The following is a 17,161-nucleotide window of genomic DNA, read 5'->3' on the forward strand; positions in this document are numbered from 1 at the left end:
CTGCTGGCCCAGGCTTTGGCCGGGCATGCGGATCCGGTCGCGACCACCGCCGAGATCGAGGGGATCCTGCACAAGATCGCCGGGTCCGCCGGGTCGGTCGGTCTGCATGAACTGGGAGAGGAAGCGTCCCGGCTGGAATGTCTGATCCGGGATCAGCGTGCCTTGGACAGGTGGAACGTGGCGGATATTGCCGACGGACTCGATAGCTTTCTGGACATGTCGCTCGATATTTGCGAGCCGGTCGAAGATGCAGCGCCGTTGCCCAATGCGTCGTGGGCCGCTGTGTCTTGACTTCGGCGGGTCGGGAAGCAGTGCGACTGAATTCCCGACATTTTACATAACTCCAATTATGCGAAGGCGCACAACTGCGGCGATTGATTTACAAATGAAGTGCAAATTCTGTATCAAACCAGAAGCTCGAATGGAGTTGATCAATGGGACTGCACGGCGTTGTTCATACATGTCCTGTGCGTTCAAAGCATAGTAGCCGTTCAGCTCAGGCAATCCTTGTCGGCGTAGTGGTTCCGACGCAGATCCCGATAGGCGGTCGAGGCGGGGTGGTCACCGGAACAGATCGCCGGTCGGATGCGCCTGGAATGCCATAGTGTCCGCGTGAGCCACGAGACGATCTATCGCTTTGCCTGTGATGATGGACGACAGCATCAAATGATGGACGGCGAAGCGGAAGGGCCACCGTATTCGGTGGCCCTAAGATGACGGCCGCACTCCACGACCGCCTGACCCTAATACTGCCACATCCTTGAGACCAGCAATGCGGCTTCCGCTTTTAGGCCAGTGCCGCCGTCATGGGCCAGGAAAATGAGGGTGGGAAATGATATCTTGACCCAAGACCGACCATCGAAACATAACCATCAAAATGGGCCAGTTCTTGATAGAAAACCCGGCTCACTCCTGGGTGAAAATCTGCACCTCCGACCCTCCAGGAATAATCGAAAGAGACGTGACGTGAAGATACTCGTCGTAGACGACGACCCGTTCATTCTGCAGCTTATAAAGCTGACGTTGGCGTCGGCAGGCTATACTGACGTGACTTTCCTGGAGGATGCGGGACAGGCGGCGCCCATCATCCTGCGGGCCACGCCCGCTTTCGACTGCATGCTGATCGACATGAGAATGCCCGGGGTCACGGGTGAGGCCTTGTGTTCCTGGGTGCGCACGCTGCCCGAGCACAAGGACACCCCCATCCTGATGGTGACTGCGCTTTCTGAGAAAGCCGACATCGATGTGGCGTTCGCGGCAGGAGCCTCGGACTACATAACCAAGCCGATCGTCGCATCAAATTTTATCGCACGCATCGACCAGGTCAGGCGTCAAATGGAAAAGAGGGATCTGCTGAAGTCAAAACAAGGTGGGATCCAGCCGGAGCCTGCGCTAGGCCGGATCGATTTCTACCAGCCCCGGTGGCTGGGGGGCATCGAGGGTGAGATCGAAATCGACGCCTTGGAGAAATATATCTTCCAGCTCAGCAAGTCGGGGTCTTTGAGACTGGAGGCCTTCTCGTTCGCCATCAAAGATGCGTCGAAACTGCATAGGTCGTGCACGCCTGACGATTTCATGTTCATCCTGCAAAGCGTCGGCATGGCGATCTCCCAATGCCTGCAGGCGCCCCAGTTCTTTCTGTCCTACGCAGGGTACGGGGCTTTTACCGGCATTGCTCAAAAAGCCGTGCATAGCGCGACATCGTGGCGCGAGACGGAAACGGACGTGCAGGGAAAGCTGGAAAACCTCCAACTGCCCTCCTCGCGTGGCAGCCCGGTTTCCGTGGTCCCTTACATGAGCCCGCCCCAGACACTGGGTGCATCGAACGGGCAAAGCGCGGTGGACGTCCTCTACCGGGTCATCGGGGATGCCGAAGATCGCTGCGGAAGCTCACTCTTGTCATTGTAACCCGGATCATTCGAAAGAGATGGCAATCCTACTTTGCATGGGGTGTCACATGCTTCGCATGAATGAGGCTCCGACGACGGTGAAGGTCGCCCATGACAGGCTCCGCCACAGCCGCATAATGTTCGCCCGAACGTCTACGGTCACACCGACATTCGCGACATCCCAGGCCGCCTAAATTCCGAAAATGAAAGACGTCTATCAGATATGATTTGACGGCGACGCGCCGTGATGGTCCTCTGTGGTTCGGGAGGATTTCAGATTGAAGCGTGCACCTACTCTGGTGGATGTCGCGACACGCGCGGGCGTCAGCTACGCGACCGTCGATCGCGTCGTGAACGGCCGCGGCAGCGTGGCTGAAAAATCGCGTGCGTCGGTTCTCCAGGCGGTGGCCGATCTGGGATATATCCGCAATGTTGCGGCCGCCAATCTAGCGCAGCGCCGGATCTATCGTTTCTGTTTCATCATCCCCGAGGGCACCAACGCGTTCTTCGACCGGGTCTGCGACATCGTGCGAGCAATGCATCCTTCTGCAGGTACGGACCCTGTGCAGCTTGTGATCGAGCGGGTCGCGGCCTTCGATCCTGCGGCGTTGGCCGCGTGCCTGACGGCATTGGCGGAGCGCCCTTTCGACGGTGTCGCACTGGTCGGACTGAGCGATGCCGGGGTCGACGATGCCATTGGGGCGCTGCGTGACAAGGGCGTCGCGGTCCTGACGATGATTTCCGACATGCCGACCCCCGCACGCGATGCCTATGTCGGGATTGACAACGTGACGGCCGGGCGGACTGCCGGTGCCCTCATCGTTCTGTCCCATGGCGGTCGGGCTGGCCGTGTCCTGCCGATCGTCGGCGCCCTGTCCGCCCGGGATCATGCGGACCGGCTTTCCGGCCTGCGCGAAACGCTTGCGCCGACGGACCTGACATTCGCACCGCTGATCGAAGGTCTTGACCGCCACGAGGTGGTCGAGGCGCGTCTGCGTGCAGCCCTTGCCGCCGATCGCAGCATCACGGCAATTTACAGCGCCGGCGCTGGCAATGCCGGCCTGATCCGGGTCGTGGCAGAGATGTCGGAAGCCGGGCGGCGCCCGATCGTCATGATCCACGAACTGACGCCACGCAGCCGCGCGGCGCTGGAGGACGGGCTGATCGACGTGATCATCGACCAGCGTCCCGAAGACGAGGTCGCCGGTACGCTGACCTTGCTGCGTTGCCTTGCGGATCGGCGTCCCCTGCCGCAACTGCCGCAGATCGTGCCTGCGATCTATCTACGAGAAAACCTGCCGGCGGCTGTCGACCCCGCCCTTCTGAAAGGCTCTGCCGCATGACCGCGCCGTCCGTCCTTGCCCTGCAGAGTGTTCACAAGAGCTTTGGTCCGGTCGAAGTGCTGTCTGGCATCGACATCGACCTGCGCAGCGGCGAGGTCCTTGCGCTGATCGGAGAGAACGGCGCCGGCAAGTCCACGACCATGAAGATCCTCGCCGGCTATCAGCCCGCCACCAAGGGCAAGATCCTGCTGGATGGCAAGGAGGTTCGGTTTGGGTCCCTGCACGAGGGAGAGGCGGCGGGGATCGTGCTGATCCATCAGGAATTCAATCTGGCGGAACAGCTGACCGTAGAACAGAACATCTTTCTAGGACGCGAACTGCGGCGCGGCCCCCTGTTGGACAAGGCACGGATGCGCGCACTCACGCGGGATTATCTCTCGCGGCTGAAATGCAACATCGACCCGGACACGCCGGTCTCACGCCTGTCGAACTCTGACAAGCAGATGGTCGAAATCGCCAAGGCGCTTAGCCGCGATGCGCGGGTGCTGATCATGGACGAGCCTACCGCCGTATTGACCGGGTCGGAGGTGGAAGTACTGTTCGAGCAGGTCCGCGCCCTGCGGGCCGCCGGGACAGCAATCCTCTTCACGTCCCACAAGCTGGGCGAGGTCAAGGCGATCGCGGACCGTGTTACGATTATGCGCGACGGGGCAGTGGTACGGACGGACAGCGTGGCGGCCATGACGGAGGACGACATGGCCACGGCGATGGTGGGGCGCGATGTCTCGGCGCTTTACCCGCCGAAGCCGGATTTGCCTGCCGACGGCAGCGTCGCCTTGCGGGTCGCGGGCCTGACCGTGCCGGGGCGTGCCCATGATATCGGGTTCTCCCTGCGCCATGGAGAGATCCTTGGCATCGCCGGCCTTATCGGGTCCGGCCGGACCGAGGCGATGGAAGGGTTGTGCGGGTTGCGCCCCGCAACCGTCGCCACGCTGGAGATTGAAGGGCAACCAGTCACGATCCGCAGTACTGCCGATGCACTGGATCAAGGGCTGTGCTATATGACCGAGGACCGCAAGCTGCGCGGCTTGCTGCTGGACAAGGGAATGCGCGTCAACCTGACGCTGCAGGCGCTGGCCCGTTTCGGTCGCGTGCTGATCGATCGCAAGGCGGAAGATGCGGCGCTGTCCCGGGCGGTCAAGGATTTCGACATCCGGGCCGGCCACGGCGACGTGCTGGTCGGTAACCTGTCGGGCGGCAACCAGCAAAAGTTGCTGCTGGCCAAGGTCATGCAGTCGGAACCGCGCATCCTGATCGTCGACGAACCGACCCGCGGCATCGACATCGGGACCAAGCAGCAGATCTATACCTTCCTGCGCGCACTCGCCGCCGCCGGAAAGGCCATCGTCGTCGTATCGTCGGAAATGCAGGAAATCATCGGCCTGTCCGACCGGGTGCTGGTCATGCGGCAGGGCCGGATCGCAGGCACTCTGGGCGGCGCAGACATCACCGAAGACGCAATCGTGCGCCACGCCATGGGCGTCGGCGCAGACACAGACGAGAGGGCCGCCTGACATGGCAACCGAAACCGCCAACCCGCCCCGCGCGCGCCGTAGCGCCATCCCGTCGATGAGTGTGCTCGGGCCCATTCTGGCGCTGGTCATCCTGATCGTCATCGGAGCCGCCCTGAACGGCAACTTCCTGAGCGCGGGCAACATCAACAATGTGCTGTCGCGATCGGCGTTCATCGGAATCATTGCGGTCGGCATGACCTTCGTCATCACTGCGGGGGGACTCGACCTGTCGGTGGGGTCGATGGCAGCCTTCATCGCGGGGCTTATGATCCTCGTGATGAACGCCGCCCTGCCCTCCTTGGGGGTGGGCGTGCCGATCATCCTGCTGGGCATGCTGGTGGCGCTGATCGCCGGGATCGTCGCGGGGATGCTGAACGGTTTCCTCATCACCACGCTGGGGATCGAGGCCTTCATCGTCACGCTGGGCACCATGGGCATCTACCGCAGTCTCGTCACATGGCTTGCGAACGGCGGCACACTTTCGCTCGACTTCGACCTTCGGACCTTTTACCGCCCGGTCTACTTCGACGGCGTGCTGGGGATCGCCTGGCCGATCATTGTCTTCGCGGTCGTCGTGATCCTGGGTGAGGTGCTGATGAGCAAGGCGCGCTTCGGCCGCCATTGCGCCGCCACCGGCTCCAACGAGCATGTCGCACATTATTCCAACGTGAACGTCAATCGCACGCGGATGCTGACCTACATTATGCTCGGTCTGCTGGTCGGCGTCGCGACGATCATGTACGTGCCGCGGCTCGGCTCCGCCTCCGCCTCCACCGGCGTGCTGTGGGAGCTGGAGGCGATCGCCGCCGTGATCATCGGCGGCACCGTGCTGAAGGGCGGCTTCGGCCGGGTCTGGGGCACCGTGATCGGTGTCCTGATCCTGAGCCTGATCGATAACATCCTGAATCTGACCGACCTTGTTTCGCCCTATCTCAACGGCGCAATTCAGGGGGTCATCATCGTACTGGCTGTAATCTTGCAGCGAGAAGCCAAAGCGAAGGGCTGACAGCTTCGCAACTCTGGGAGGAGAACAGAATGTCTTATTTGAGAACGATCCTGGCGGGCACCGCCGCCGCCGTGATTGGCACTGCCGCACTGGCGCAGGATACCAAGGTGATCGGCGTGTCGATCCCCGCAGCCACGCACGGCTGGGCCGGTGGCATGAACTTTCACGCGCAAGAAGCCATTGACCGGCTGGAGGAGGTCTATCCAGACCTCGACTTCGTCCTTGCCACCGCGTCCGACGCGGGCAAGCAGGTCAACGACATCGAGGACATGGTCGCGACCCGCAACATCAGCGCGCTGGTCGTGCTGCCCTTCGAATCCGATCCGCTGACCCCACCGGTGCAGTCGGTTGCTGACAGCGGAGTCTGGGTGACGGTCGTCGACCGCGGCCTGTCGGTGCCGGGGATCGAGGATCTGTACGTCGCCGGTGACAATGCAGGCTTTGGCAAGGTGTCCGGCGAATACATGGCCAGCCAGATGCCGGACGGCGGCAAGATCGTCGTGCTGCGGGGCATACCAACCACTATCGACAACGAGCGGGTCGAGGGATTCCAGTCCGCGATCGAGGGGTCCGGCATCGAGATCGTCGGCATGGAGCACGGCAACTGGAACCGTGATGACAGCTTCAACGTGATGCAGGATTTCTTGTCGAAGTACGACCAGATCGACGCGGTCTGGGCGTCTGACGACGACATGGCCGTCGGCGTTCTGGCAGCGATCGAGGCCGCCGACCGGCAGGACGTGAAATTCGTCCTTGGCGGCGCCGGCATGAAGGAGATGGTCAAGCGCGTGATGGACGGTGATGCGATGATCCCGGCGGACGTGACCTATCCGCCCTCGATGATCGCCACCGCAATCGAGTTGACGGCCGTCGGCATGACCTCAACCGCGCCGGTATCCGGCACCTTCACCATCGGATCCGTGCTGGTGACCAAGGACAACGCAGAGCAGTTCTACTACCCCGACAGCCCGTTCTGATTGAAAAGACGGCAGCCCGGGACCGGGCTGCCGTCATGGCGATATTGAAAAGGATTGAGCCCGGTCAATCCTACGCAGGAACGACCAGCTTCGGATCCACCTCCGGCGCATCCAGCGGCAGATGGTTCTGCTCCAGCACCAGCATGTTTTCCACGGCGATCACGTCGCTTTTCGTTTTGTAGCCGATCACGTCCTCGACGTTCATGTCGAGGTGCCGCGCCATCAGCATCGTCTCTTCCGAGGAAAAGTTCGTCAGACCGCGCGCGACTTCCGCCCCTGCTTCGTCATAGACATGCAGCACGTCGCCCTTGTTGAAATCACCTTGGATCGAGATGATGTCGTGCCGCGCGACCCCGCGGTCCCCGGCGGCTACGGCCTCGGCCACGGCATTCGATACGACGAGCGTCCCCGAAACCTGCAACCTGTTGCTGAGCCAGACCATCAGCGGCGACGCCGTCTTGCCGGTGACGAGGCATCTGGTGAACCGCCGTTCCTTTTGCAGCACCGACGAAATCGGGCGTTCGATAATGCCTTCGGCAATGATCGTCTCGACGCCCGCGTTCTGAGCCATGTTCGCCGCCTGCATCTTGGTCAGCATGCCGCCGCTGCCGAGGGCGCTGATGGCGGTCGTGGAATCGAGATGCTCGCTGACATCATTGATCTCTGCAATGAACTGTGCCCCCGGTTCCGAGGGATTGCGGTCGTAAAGGCCGTCGACGCTGGTCAGGATGACCAGCAGGTCCGCCTCGACCATCTGGGCGACCTTTGCGGACAAACGGTCGTTGTCGCCCACGCGCAGGTCACGGGTCGCGACCGAGTCGTTCTCGTTGATGATCGGCAGGATGCCGTTCTCGAACAGGCGCAGCATGGTGTTCTTGATGTTCAGGAAGCGGCGCCGTTCTTCCATGTCGCCGACGGAAACCAGCATCTGGGCGACGTCCATGTTATGTTCGGACGCGATCTGCCGGTAGGCGTTCATCAGCAGCGGCTGGCCGCAGGCGGCAGCTGCCTGCTTGTCGAGAATCCCCGCATCCTCGGGGCGTTTGCCGACCATGTTCAGGCCAAGGGCCACCGACCCGGACGAGGTCAGGATGATGTCGTAACCTTCACTCTTCAGCTGCGCGAGATCGCTGAGCAGTCCGTTGATAAAGGCATAGCGCAGGGTCAGGTTCTGATCGTTGGCAAGCAGGCTGGATCCGATCTTGACGACGATCTTTTTCTTCTTTGGCATGGGCGCCTCCGGTAGTTCGTTGTTCGGAATGAACAAAATGCTAATGGTTTGCGTCGTGTGACGCAGCCCTGTAGCACTGCCCATTCAATGATTCGCTGACTTGTAACATGGACTGCCCCCCTGAGCGCAAACAGGTCGCGGTCCAGACCCGCAAGTCGGCAGGTTCGGCCCCGCGCAGTGATCGATGCACTGCAAGGATGCGATGGAACGATGCGACCGCGCATCGTTGTCAGATCGTAACACCGTTCGCCGGACCGCAAGAAGGAGACGAAGATGAACATACTCTTGATCGGATGCGGCAAGATGGGTGGCGCAATGCTGCGTCAGTGGACCAGTCGTGGTGCCCACAGCTTTACCGTTGCCGACCCTGCTGCCACCGACCTGCCGGATGGCGTGACCCACGTGACACGAGCGGCCGACCTGCCAACGGGTGCCTTCGATGTCGCCCTGATTGCGATCAAGCCGCAGATGATCGCCGACGTGCTGCCTGACTATGTACATGCCGTGAAGGACGGCGGCACTTTCGTATCGATCGCCGCAGGCGCCAGTGTGGCGTCGATCGAAAAGGTCGTAGGCGACGTGGCCATCGTGCGGGTCATGCCGAACATGGCGGCGTTGGTCGGAATGGGCGTTTCGGGACTTTATGCGAATGCCCGCTGCACGCCTCAGCAGGCACAGGCGATCACGGACCTGATCGACCAGACCGGCACGTGCATCCCGGTCGAGAGCGAGGATCAGATCGACCGGTTGACTGCCGTCAGCGGCAGCGGTCCCGGTTACGTTTTCGAGGTCCTGCGCAGCTATGTCGCCGCCGCCGAGGCGCTTGGCTTTGACCACGACACGGCGCGGACACTGGTGTTTGATACGGTCAGCGGCACGGTCGAGGCCGCCCGCCAGTCAGACCTGACGCTGGAGGAGCTACGCAATTCCGTGACCAGCAAGAACGGCACCACGCAGGCAGGGCTGGATGCATTGAGGCGCGACGGCACGCTGGACGACCTGTTTCACACCACCCTTCAGGCGGCCTACGCCCGCGCGGGTGAACTGAAGTAAGACGTGGCAGTTCAACTGTCACGGAAAGGAGATACGATGAACGATATGAGCACAGAGATGAACCCGGACGTTGAAGCTGTCGTGGCCGACCTCGGTCGCCGCGCCAAGGCCGCGGCGCGCGATCTGTCCATGGCCACGACGGAGGCCCGCAATCTTGCGCTGACCGAAGCGGCCAAGGCCCTGCGGGCACGCACGGCAGAGATCCTTGCTGCGAATGCCAAGGATCTCGACAGCGTCAGCGGCAAGGATGCAGCCTTCATCGACCGGCTGACGCTGACAGAGGACCGCGTTGCGGCCATGGCCGATGCGCTGGACGCAATCGCCGGGCAGGACGATCCACTGGGACGCACGCTTGCGACCTTCGACCGTCCCAACGGGCTGAAGATCGACCGCGTCAGCGTCCCCATCGGCGTGATCGCCATGATCTATGAATCGCGTCCGAACGTCGGCTCGGATGCCGGCGCGCTTTGCATCAAGTCGGGCAATGCCGTCATCCTGCGGGGTGGGTCGGAAAGCCTGCAGTCTTCGCGCGTCATCGTGGCCTGCCTGTCGCAGGGTCTTAGTGCTGCGGGCCTGCCGACGGATGCGGTACAGATGGTCGACATGCGCGACCGGGATGCGGTCAAGGCCCTGCTGCATAGCACGGGCACTGTCGATCTTGTCATTCCGCGCGGCGGGCGGGGCCTCGTATCGCTGGTCCAGCGTGAGGCGCGCGTACCGACATTGCTGCACCTCGACGGCAACAACCACACCTACCTGCATGAAAGCGCCGATATCGAAAAGGCCGTCGGCATCGTCCGGAACGCCAAGATGCGACGCACGGGTATCTGCGGCGCCACGGAATGCGTCGTGATTGACGCGAGTGTCGCCGATCAGATGCTCCCCCGGCTTGCGGCGGCCCTGACGGATTGCGAGCTGCGCGGCGACGAAATGGCTCGGCGTATCCTGCCGGATATGGCAGAAGCGACCGACGAGGACTGGAATACAGAATACCTGAGCAACATCATGTCCGTGAAGGTCGTGGATGATGCGGATGCCGCGATCGCCTTTGTCCAGGCCCATTCCTCGGGCCACACGGACGCCATCGTGGCAGAAGACGTGCAGGTCGCCAGACGATTCATGGCCGCAATCGACTCTGCTGTCGTGATGCACAACGCTTCGACCCAGTTTTCCGACGGCGGAGAATTCGGCATGGGGGCAGAGATCGGGATTGCCACGGGCAAGATGCACGCGCGCGGACCTGTCGGGGCAGAGCAACTGACGAGCTTCAAATATTTCGTCTACGGTAACGGGCAGCAACGGGATTGATGCTTTAAATCATCATCCCGGACGCGTGGAACAGGCATAGAGGTCGTCGGAGACGCATGAACACGACAGACAACCACCTTGCCGACCCCCGCAACTGCGTTCAGGTGCGGGGCGCGCGCGTTCACAATCTCAAGGATGTGGACATCGATATTCCGCGCGACGCGCTGGTGGTCTTCACCGGTATCTCAGGCTCGGGCAAGTCATCGTTGGCCTTCGGGACGCTGTTCGCAGAGTCCCAGCGGCGGTTTCTGGACTCCGTCTCGCCCTACGCCCGTCGCCTGATCGATCAGGTGGGAGAGCCGGACGTGGACAGCATCGAAGGGCTGCCGCCTGCGGTAGCCCTGCAGCAGCAACGAGGCGCGCCGTCGGCCCGCTCTTCCGTCGGGAGCGTCACGACGATTTCGAACGGTCTGCGGATGCTCTATTCCCGTGCGGGCGATTATCCGGAGGGGCAAGGTATCCTCTATGCCGACGCGTTCTCGCCGAATACGCCCGACGGCGCCTGCCCGCGCTGCCACGGCATCGGGCGCATCTTCGATGTGACCGAGGAACTGCTGGTCCCTGACCCCACAAAGACGATCCGCGAGGGCGCCATTGCCGGTTGGCCGCCCGCCTGGGGCGGGCAGAACCTGCGCGATATCCTGATCTCTTTGGGTCACGACATCGACACCTCTTGGGATAACCTGCCGCGGGACACGCGCGACTGGATCCTGTTTACCGATGAGGCGCCGGAGGTACCGGTCTATGCCCGGATGACCCCGGAAGAAACGCAGCGGGCGCGGGCGGAGGATCGCTCGCCGACCTACATGGGCACCTTCACCAGTGCGCGGAACTACGTGCTTCATTCCTATGCCACGACGCAAAGCGCGCGGACGAAAAAGCGCGTGTCACAATTCATGGATATCTCCGTCTGCCCGGTTTGCGACGGCAAAAAGCTGAAGCAGGAGTCGCTGTCGGTCACGTTCGAAGGATTGGATATCGGCGAGCTTTCGCGGCTGACGTTGCAAGATCTGGCTGCGTTGCTGCGCAGGCGGGCCGACCGGGACCCGGTGGCGGATGACCGAACCCCCGAAAAGACCATCGTCGCACAACGCATCACGCGCGACATCATGGCCCGCGTGGCGGGGCTGACCCGGCTGGGCCTCGGGTATCTGTCACTCGACCGCAACACGGCCACCCTGTCGCCGGGCGAGATGCAGCGACTGCGGCTGGCGACGCAGATCAGGTCGCAGCTGTTCGGTGTGGTCTACGTGCTGGACGAGCCCTCGGCCGGGCTGCATCCATCCGATACGCAGGCCTTGCTCGGCGCGCTGGACGATCTGAAGGGTGCCGGCAATTCCCTCTTCGTGGTCGAACACGATGTCAGCGTGATCCATCACGCCGACTGGATCGTTGACATCGGGCCCAAAGCCGGAACCGAAGGGGGTAGTGTCGTTTTCAGCGGTCCGGTCGCCGGGCTGAAGGATATAGAGATTTCCTCGACCGCGCGGCATCTGTTCGGCACGGCGGAGATGGATGGGCGAACCCCTAGAGAACCGGTGGGCTGGCTGCGTCTGGCCGGGATTTCGCGCAACAACCTTCACGGTATCGATGCAAATCTGCCGCTGGGGGTCTTGGCAACGGTGACGGGCGTTTCGGGGTCCGGCAAGTCCAGTCTCATCAGTCAGGCGCTGGTGGAATTCGTCGGACAGGCCCTAGGGCACAAGCCGGTGACCGAACCCGGAGAAGCCGAGCCGGAATTGCTGGAACGGGACTTCGACATTCCGACCGGCGGACATATTGCCGACGGGATGCAGCATATCCGCCGTCTGGTCGTGGTGGATCAGAAACCCATCGGCCGCACGCCGCGTTCCAATCTGGCGACCTATACCGGTCTCTTCGATCATGTGCGCAAGCTCTTTGCCGCAACTGAAACGGCACGGGTCAGAGGGTACGACGCCGGGCGATTCTCATTCAACGTCGCCAAGGGCCGCTGCCCGCACTGCGAAGGCGCAGGTTTCGTCAGTGTCGAGCTGCTTTTCCTGCCCAGCGTTTATGCGCCCTGCCCTGTGTGTCACGGTCAGCGCTATAACGACGAGACGCTGGAGGTTCGTTACTGCGACAGGACCATCGCAGAGGTTCTGGATCTGACGGTGGACATGGCGCAGGACGTCTTTGTCGACGATCCCGCCATCCAGCGCGCCCTCGCGGCGCTGGGTCAGGTAGGCCTGGGTTATCTGCGATTGGGTCAGCCGGCCACGGAACTCTCGGGCGGCGAGGCGCAGAGGATCAAGCTGGCCACGGAACTGCAGCGGGCGCAGCGCAGCGACACACTCTACGTTCTGGATGAACCGACCACCGGCCTGCATCCGGCGGATGTCACTCTCCTGCTCACGCAGTTGGAGCGGCTGGTAGAGGCGGGAAACTCCGTCATCATGGTCGAACACAACATGCTGGTGGCGCGGCACAGCGACTGGATTGTCGATATCGGCCCCGGTGCCGGGGGAGAGGGTGGCCGGATCGTAGCCGAGGGGCCGCCCCGGGACGTTGCCCGATCCACCTTAAGCCGGACCGCACCCTTTCTATATCCGCGCCAACTGGCCTGAAGGTCCGGTCTGCCGGCAGACCGACGGCGGACCGCGCCTCGGTTCTGTTGCTCGGCCGGATCTTCGGTTCGCTGCCATCTGCACATCATGAAGTGCAGGTTCGACAAGACCGATGACAGGCTGGCCTGACCGGACGTTATCCTTTTGCCGCGATCAGTCGGGCCATTTCGTTCTGCATCGTATCCACGAGCGCGAGCGGTTCAGCCGTGCGGGTATCGCCATCGGGCTGGCGAAGCCGTGTGTCGGCAAGTGGAGATACCGCTTCACCGTTGATCCGGATCTCGTAGTGCAGGTGTGGTGCGGTCGAGGTGCCGGTCGATCCGGCGCGACCGAGTTCCGTTCCCGCATTGACCCGCTGTCCGACCTTCAGTTTATCGTTCAACGCGCTCAGGTGTGCATAGCGGGTCATGACGCCCCGGCCATGATCCAATTCCACGACGGTTCCGTAGCCGCTGCGCTTGCCCATGTAGGCCACCCTGCCCTTTTGTGTCGCCTCGACGACCGAACCCTGCGGCGCCGCGAAATCCAGACCGCTGTGCATCCGCATCGTCCCGTGAACGGGGTGCATCCGCATCCCGAAGGATGAACTGAGCCGGGCACCGCGGATCGGTTGGTCGAAGGTCTTTAGGAGCTCTCCGTCCTTGAAGATCCGTGTCTGTCGGGAATTGTCGTCCGGCCACATGATCTGATAGCGGCCATCGGTCAGGTCGAGTTGGGCGTAGTCGATGGTCGGATCGCCGACCACCCGATCGCCGGATCGGAACTCCCGCCACATCAGGCGAATGTGCTCACCGCCGCCAAGGTGCGCACGCAAGTCGAAGGTTTCCGCCAGAATCAACTCCAGATCCGTGGCGAAACGTGTCGGCATCCCGGCCCTGTCCAGCGCTGCGAAGATGGAACTATCGACAGTCGCCTCGCCCGCGCGGCGGACACTTGTCAGCTGTGGTGCAAGCCTGTCGACAGAGGGCGTGGGTCCGAAGGTTGCCTGAATACGTGACCCGTCCTCGATTTCCAGCGTCGCGGTACGGGGTGTTCCGTCCGCCTTCAGTCCGAGGCTCAGGACATGGCCGGGCTGAATGTGCTGCAGATCGAACGCAGAGCCAAGTGCGCCAGTGACCGCGCGGCTGGTCTCTTTGTCCAGCCCTGCCTCTGTCAGAAGGCCCGACACACTGTCGCCCGGGCCGACAACCTTCGACCATATCGGCAAAGGTGCGACAGCAGGTGCCGCTTCGTCGTCCGGCATATCGGTCGCGGGTGCAGTATCGACGGTCAGCGCCGCCGATGCTTCGTTCTGAAGGACAGCCGGGTCATCGGCAGACGTGTCCATCTGTATTGAAATGCCGGCGGCCACACCGCCTGCGACCAGCATGGCCGCCCAATATCTGAGCCTGATCAACATATCCCAGCCAGCCACGTTTCTTGTCTTTGAAGGCATCCCTCGTGCCGTGAGTGATATGTCTTTGTCGGAATGACAATGGGGATGACAATTTCCGGCAAGACCTTGCCTGCTGCGCTGTGGATTTCAAAACAAATCCCGTGGTCTTGCAGGCGCCCGACTGCTTGGTGCCGGGCGCCCGGCACGTCAGTGGTTGTGCCGCGGCAAGGTCCGGCTGATCCGCTGAAAATCGTCGGCCCCCCTTATCGTGGCACCTTCGTCCAGTTGCGTTGCAGTCTCTCGGTAGAGGCGTTGCCACGGCGTAGCGGAGGGGCGGGTCTCCGGCAGACCCGCAGCCTTGCGTTTCGCGATTTCCGCCTCGTCGACAAGCATGTTGCACTGACCCTCGTTCAGGTCGATGCGGATCCGGTCGCCAGTGCGAAGCCATGCCAGCCCGCCCCCCGCAGCGCTTTCCGGTGCTGCGTTCAGGATCGACGGACTGTCGGCGGTCCCGGACTGACGCCCGTCGCCAATCGTCGGCAGGCTGCGAATGCCCGCCTGGATCAAGCGGTCGGGCGGCTGCATGTTCGTGACCTCGGCCGACCCGGGCCAGCCCAGCGGGCCGGCGCCCCGGATTACCAGGATGGACGACGCGTCGATGTCCAGTGCGGGATCGTTGATCCGGGCATGATAATCCTCCGACCCTTCGAAGACGAAGGCGGTGCCTTCGAACGTGTTCTCCCGACCCGGCTCCGACAGATAGCGGGCACGGAAGTCATCAGAGATCGCACTGGTCTTCATGATCGCGACGTCGAACAGATTGCCGCTGAGCACGAGGAAACCCGCCCGCTCCATCATAGGCTGGGCGAAGGGCTTGATGACCTCCCGGTCGGTGCTCTCGCGCCCCTTGAGGTTCTCGTCCATCGTCTGCCCGGTCACGGTGGGGCAGCTGCCGTCGAGGTGGCCTGCCTGCAGCAGTTCCCACATGATCGCTGGCACGCCGCCCGCGCGGTGGAACCTCTCTCCCAGATAGGCCCCCGACGGTTGGACATTGGCCAACAGTGGGATGTCATAACCATAGGCCTGCCAGTCGTCGGAGGTCAGCTCGACCCCCGCGTGGCGAGCCATGGCCATAAGATGCGGTTGGGCGTTGGTCGATCCGCCGATGGCGGAATTGACGCGGATCGCGTTCAGGAATGCTGCGCGGGTCAGGATGTCCGAGGGACGGATGTCCTGCATCACCAGCTCCACCGCCCGCTGCCCGGTGCGATAGGCGATTTGCCCCCGCGCGCGATAGGGCGCGGGGATCGCGGCACAGCCGGTCAGGGACATACCGAGCGCCTCTGCGATCGCATTCATCGTCGAGGCGGTGCCCATCGTGTTGCAGTGCCCGATGGAAGGGGCCGAATCGAGGGCGGTTTCAAGGAATTCGTCGCGGCTGATCTCTCCCGCCGCGAGCCTGCGGCGCGACTGCCAGATGACGGTGCCGGATCCGACCAGCTTGCCCTCGTGCCAGCCGTCCAGCATCGGCCCGCCCGATAGCACGATCGCGGGCAGGTCCACCGTGGCCGCGGCCATGATCGCCGAGGGCGTGGTCTTGTCACAGCCCGTCGTCAGCACGACGCCGTCGAACGGGTAGCCGAACAGCAGTTCCACCAGCCCGAGGTAGGCGAGGTTGCGGTCCAGCGCGGCGGTGGGGCGCTTGCAGTTCTCGAACAGGGGATGGGTCGGAAATTCGATCGGAATGCCGCCCGCGTCGCGGATGCCGTCGCGGACGCGCTTCGCCAGATCCAGATGGTGGCGGTTGCAGGGGGTCAGGTCGCTGCCCGACTGGGCGATGCCGATGATCGGCTTGCCGGATCGCAGCTCCTCTGGTGTGGTACCGTAGTTCATGAACCGTTCGAGGTAGAGCGCGGTCAGGTCGGCGTGGTCGGGATTGTCGAACCAGTCCTGCGACCGCAGGCGACGGATCGGTGTATCTGGCGATGTCATGTGTCGTCCTTCCGGTCAGTCGTCGGATTTAGGGATTCCAAGTGCAGCAACAGGCCGCTGTGATCGACCTCTCCGTGCCCCGCCGCCACGAAGGCTTCGAACGCTGAAGAGACGGCTTTGGTCAGGGGCAATGTCAGGTCGTTGGCATCGGCGAGCGCCGTGACAGCTTTCAGATCCTTCAGATGCAGCCGCGACGGACCGCCGGGCGTGAAATCGCGGGCGATCATGCGACCGCCGTGCAAATCGAGGATCCGGCTTTCCGCAAAGCCACCACGGATCGCGTCGCGGAACTTTGCCCGGTCGGCGCCGCCGGCCTCCACCAGCACCATCGCCTCGGCAACGGCCCCGATTGTGATCGCAACGATCTGCTGGTTGGCCAGTTTGCAGACCTGTCCGGCCCCGGCGGGGCCGACATGGGTCAGCCGGCCCAACGGTTCCATGACGGGGGCGATGCGGGCAATCACGTCCGGCGCGCCGCCGGCCATCAGGGCGAGCGTCCCCGCCTCGGCCCCCGCGACCCCGCCCGAGACGGGGCAGTCGACTGCGGCGATCCCCCGGTCGGCCAGCCGCTGCGCATGGTCGCGCGCCTGCGCCGGCGCGATCGAGGAGGTATCGACGACCACCGCGCCGGCGGAAATCGCCTCGACTGTCCCGCTGCCGAAAAGCACGTCGGCGACCGCGGTGGCGTCCGAGAGCATGGTGAAGACAACCTCGGCCCCGGCCCCGGCCTCAGCCGGGGTGGCGGCGACGGTAGCCCCGTCACCGGCCAGCGCCTGCGCCTTTTCGGACGCCCGGTTCCAGACCGTCACGCGGTGGCCGGCCCCCAGCAGGCGGCGCACCATCGGCGCACCCATCAGGCCGGTGCCCAGAAAAGCAATGCTCACTGAA

At 63.1% G+C, this 17,161-nt stretch carries 13 protein-coding genes and 1 pseudogene; 9 read left to right on the plus strand and 5 right to left on the minus strand.

Annotated features, from left to right (window positions below; all coding sequences use genetic code 11):
- Nucleotides 1-291, plus strand: a 291-nt coding sequence (locus BUA54_RS15585) for an Hpt domain-containing protein (protein WP_178352767.1), incomplete at its 5' end; no start/stop codon positions are given.
- 147 nt (nt 292-438) lie between these two features.
- Here BUA54_RS15585 and BUA54_RS21890 read toward each other — a convergent pair.
- Nucleotides 439-551: pseudogene (locus tag BUA54_RS21890) on the minus strand (IS30 family transposase); the annotation flags it as partial.
- Nucleotides 552-966: 415 nt separating this feature from the next.
- Here BUA54_RS21890 and BUA54_RS15590 point away from each other — a divergent pair.
- The 5 genes from BUA54_RS15590 (at nt 967) to BUA54_RS15610 (ending at nt 6,729) form a co-directional block, all read left to right on the plus strand.
- Nucleotides 967-1,908 (plus strand): response regulator, encoded by a 942-nt coding sequence (locus BUA54_RS15590; RefSeq protein WP_072858193.1) that lies wholly within the window; start codon nt 967-969, stop codon nt 1,906-1,908.
- Nucleotides 1,909-2,167: 259 nt separating this feature from the next.
- A complete protein-coding gene (locus BUA54_RS15595; RefSeq protein ID WP_072858194.1) occupies nt 2,168-3,232 on the plus strand; it encodes a LacI family DNA-binding transcriptional regulator in 1,065 nt (354 codons plus the stop codon).
- The gene (locus tag BUA54_RS15600; RefSeq protein WP_072858195.1) at nt 3,229-4,746 is read left to right on the plus strand and encodes a sugar ABC transporter ATP-binding protein; all 1,518 of its coding nucleotides are present in this window, start codon (nt 3,229-3,231) and stop codon (nt 4,744-4,746) included. Before BUA54_RS15595 ends, BUA54_RS15600 begins: the two co-directional genes overlap by 4 nt.
- A gap of 1 nt (nt 4,747) precedes the next feature.
- A complete protein-coding gene (locus tag BUA54_RS15605) occupies nt 4,748-5,752 on the plus strand; it encodes an ABC transporter permease (RefSeq protein WP_072858196.1) in 1,005 nt (334 codons plus the stop codon).
- Nucleotides 5,753-5,781: 29 nt separating this feature from the next.
- A complete protein-coding gene (locus tag BUA54_RS15610) occupies nt 5,782-6,729 on the plus strand; it encodes an ABC transporter substrate-binding protein (protein WP_072858197.1) in 948 nt (315 codons plus the stop codon).
- Between the two features lie 70 nt (nt 6,730-6,799).
- On the opposite strand, the gene proB is transcribed toward BUA54_RS15610, so the two are convergent.
- On the minus strand, nt 6,800-7,960 hold the full coding sequence (gene proB / locus BUA54_RS15615) for a glutamate 5-kinase (RefSeq protein ID WP_072858198.1): 1,161 nt from the start codon (nt 7,958-7,960) through the stop codon (nt 6,800-6,802).
- 273 nt (nt 7,961-8,233) lie between these two features.
- Between proB and BUA54_RS15620 the strand changes: the two genes are divergently transcribed.
- The 3 genes from BUA54_RS15620 to BUA54_RS15630 are packed head-to-tail and all read left to right on the plus strand — an operon-like array spanning nt 8,234 to nt 12,906.
- Nucleotides 8,234-9,013: a pyrroline-5-carboxylate reductase family protein gene (locus BUA54_RS15620; protein WP_072858199.1), complete on the plus strand. Its 780-nt coding sequence runs from the start codon at nt 8,234-8,236 to the stop codon at nt 9,011-9,013.
- Between the two features lie 36 nt (nt 9,014-9,049).
- Nucleotides 9,050-10,321, plus strand: coding sequence for a glutamate-5-semialdehyde dehydrogenase (locus BUA54_RS15625; RefSeq protein WP_072858200.1), 1,272 nt, complete (start codon nt 9,050-9,052; stop codon nt 10,319-10,321).
- Nucleotides 10,322-10,377: 56 nt separating this feature from the next.
- Entirely contained in the window at nt 10,378-12,906 is a 2,529-nt protein-coding gene (locus tag BUA54_RS15630) for an excinuclease ABC subunit UvrA (RefSeq protein ID WP_072858201.1), read from the plus strand.
- Between the two features lie 136 nt (nt 12,907-13,042).
- Here the strand turns inward: BUA54_RS15630 and BUA54_RS15635 are convergent, their stop codons facing one another.
- The 3 genes from BUA54_RS15635 to BUA54_RS15645 all read right to left on the minus strand — a co-directional run bounded on the left by BUA54_RS15635 (nt 13,043) and on the right by BUA54_RS15645 (nt 17,157).
- Entirely contained in the window at nt 13,043-14,320 is a 1,278-nt protein-coding gene (locus tag BUA54_RS15635) for a M23 family metallopeptidase (protein ID WP_245810716.1), read from the minus strand.
- Nucleotides 14,321-14,488: 168 nt separating this feature from the next.
- A complete protein-coding gene (locus BUA54_RS15640; RefSeq protein WP_072858202.1) occupies nt 14,489-16,273 on the minus strand; it encodes an IlvD/Edd family dehydratase in 1,785 nt (594 codons plus the stop codon).
- Entirely contained in the window at nt 16,270-17,157 is an 888-nt protein-coding gene (locus BUA54_RS15645; RefSeq protein WP_245810717.1) for an NAD(P)-dependent oxidoreductase, read from the minus strand. Before BUA54_RS15645 ends, BUA54_RS15640 begins: the two co-directional genes overlap by 4 nt.
- Nucleotides 17,158-17,161 lie beyond the last annotated feature (4 nt).

The sequence above is a fragment of the Loktanella atrilutea genome, from assembly GCF_900128995.1.
Classification (GTDB): Bacteria; Pseudomonadota; Alphaproteobacteria; order Rhodobacterales; family Rhodobacteraceae; genus Loktanella; species Loktanella atrilutea.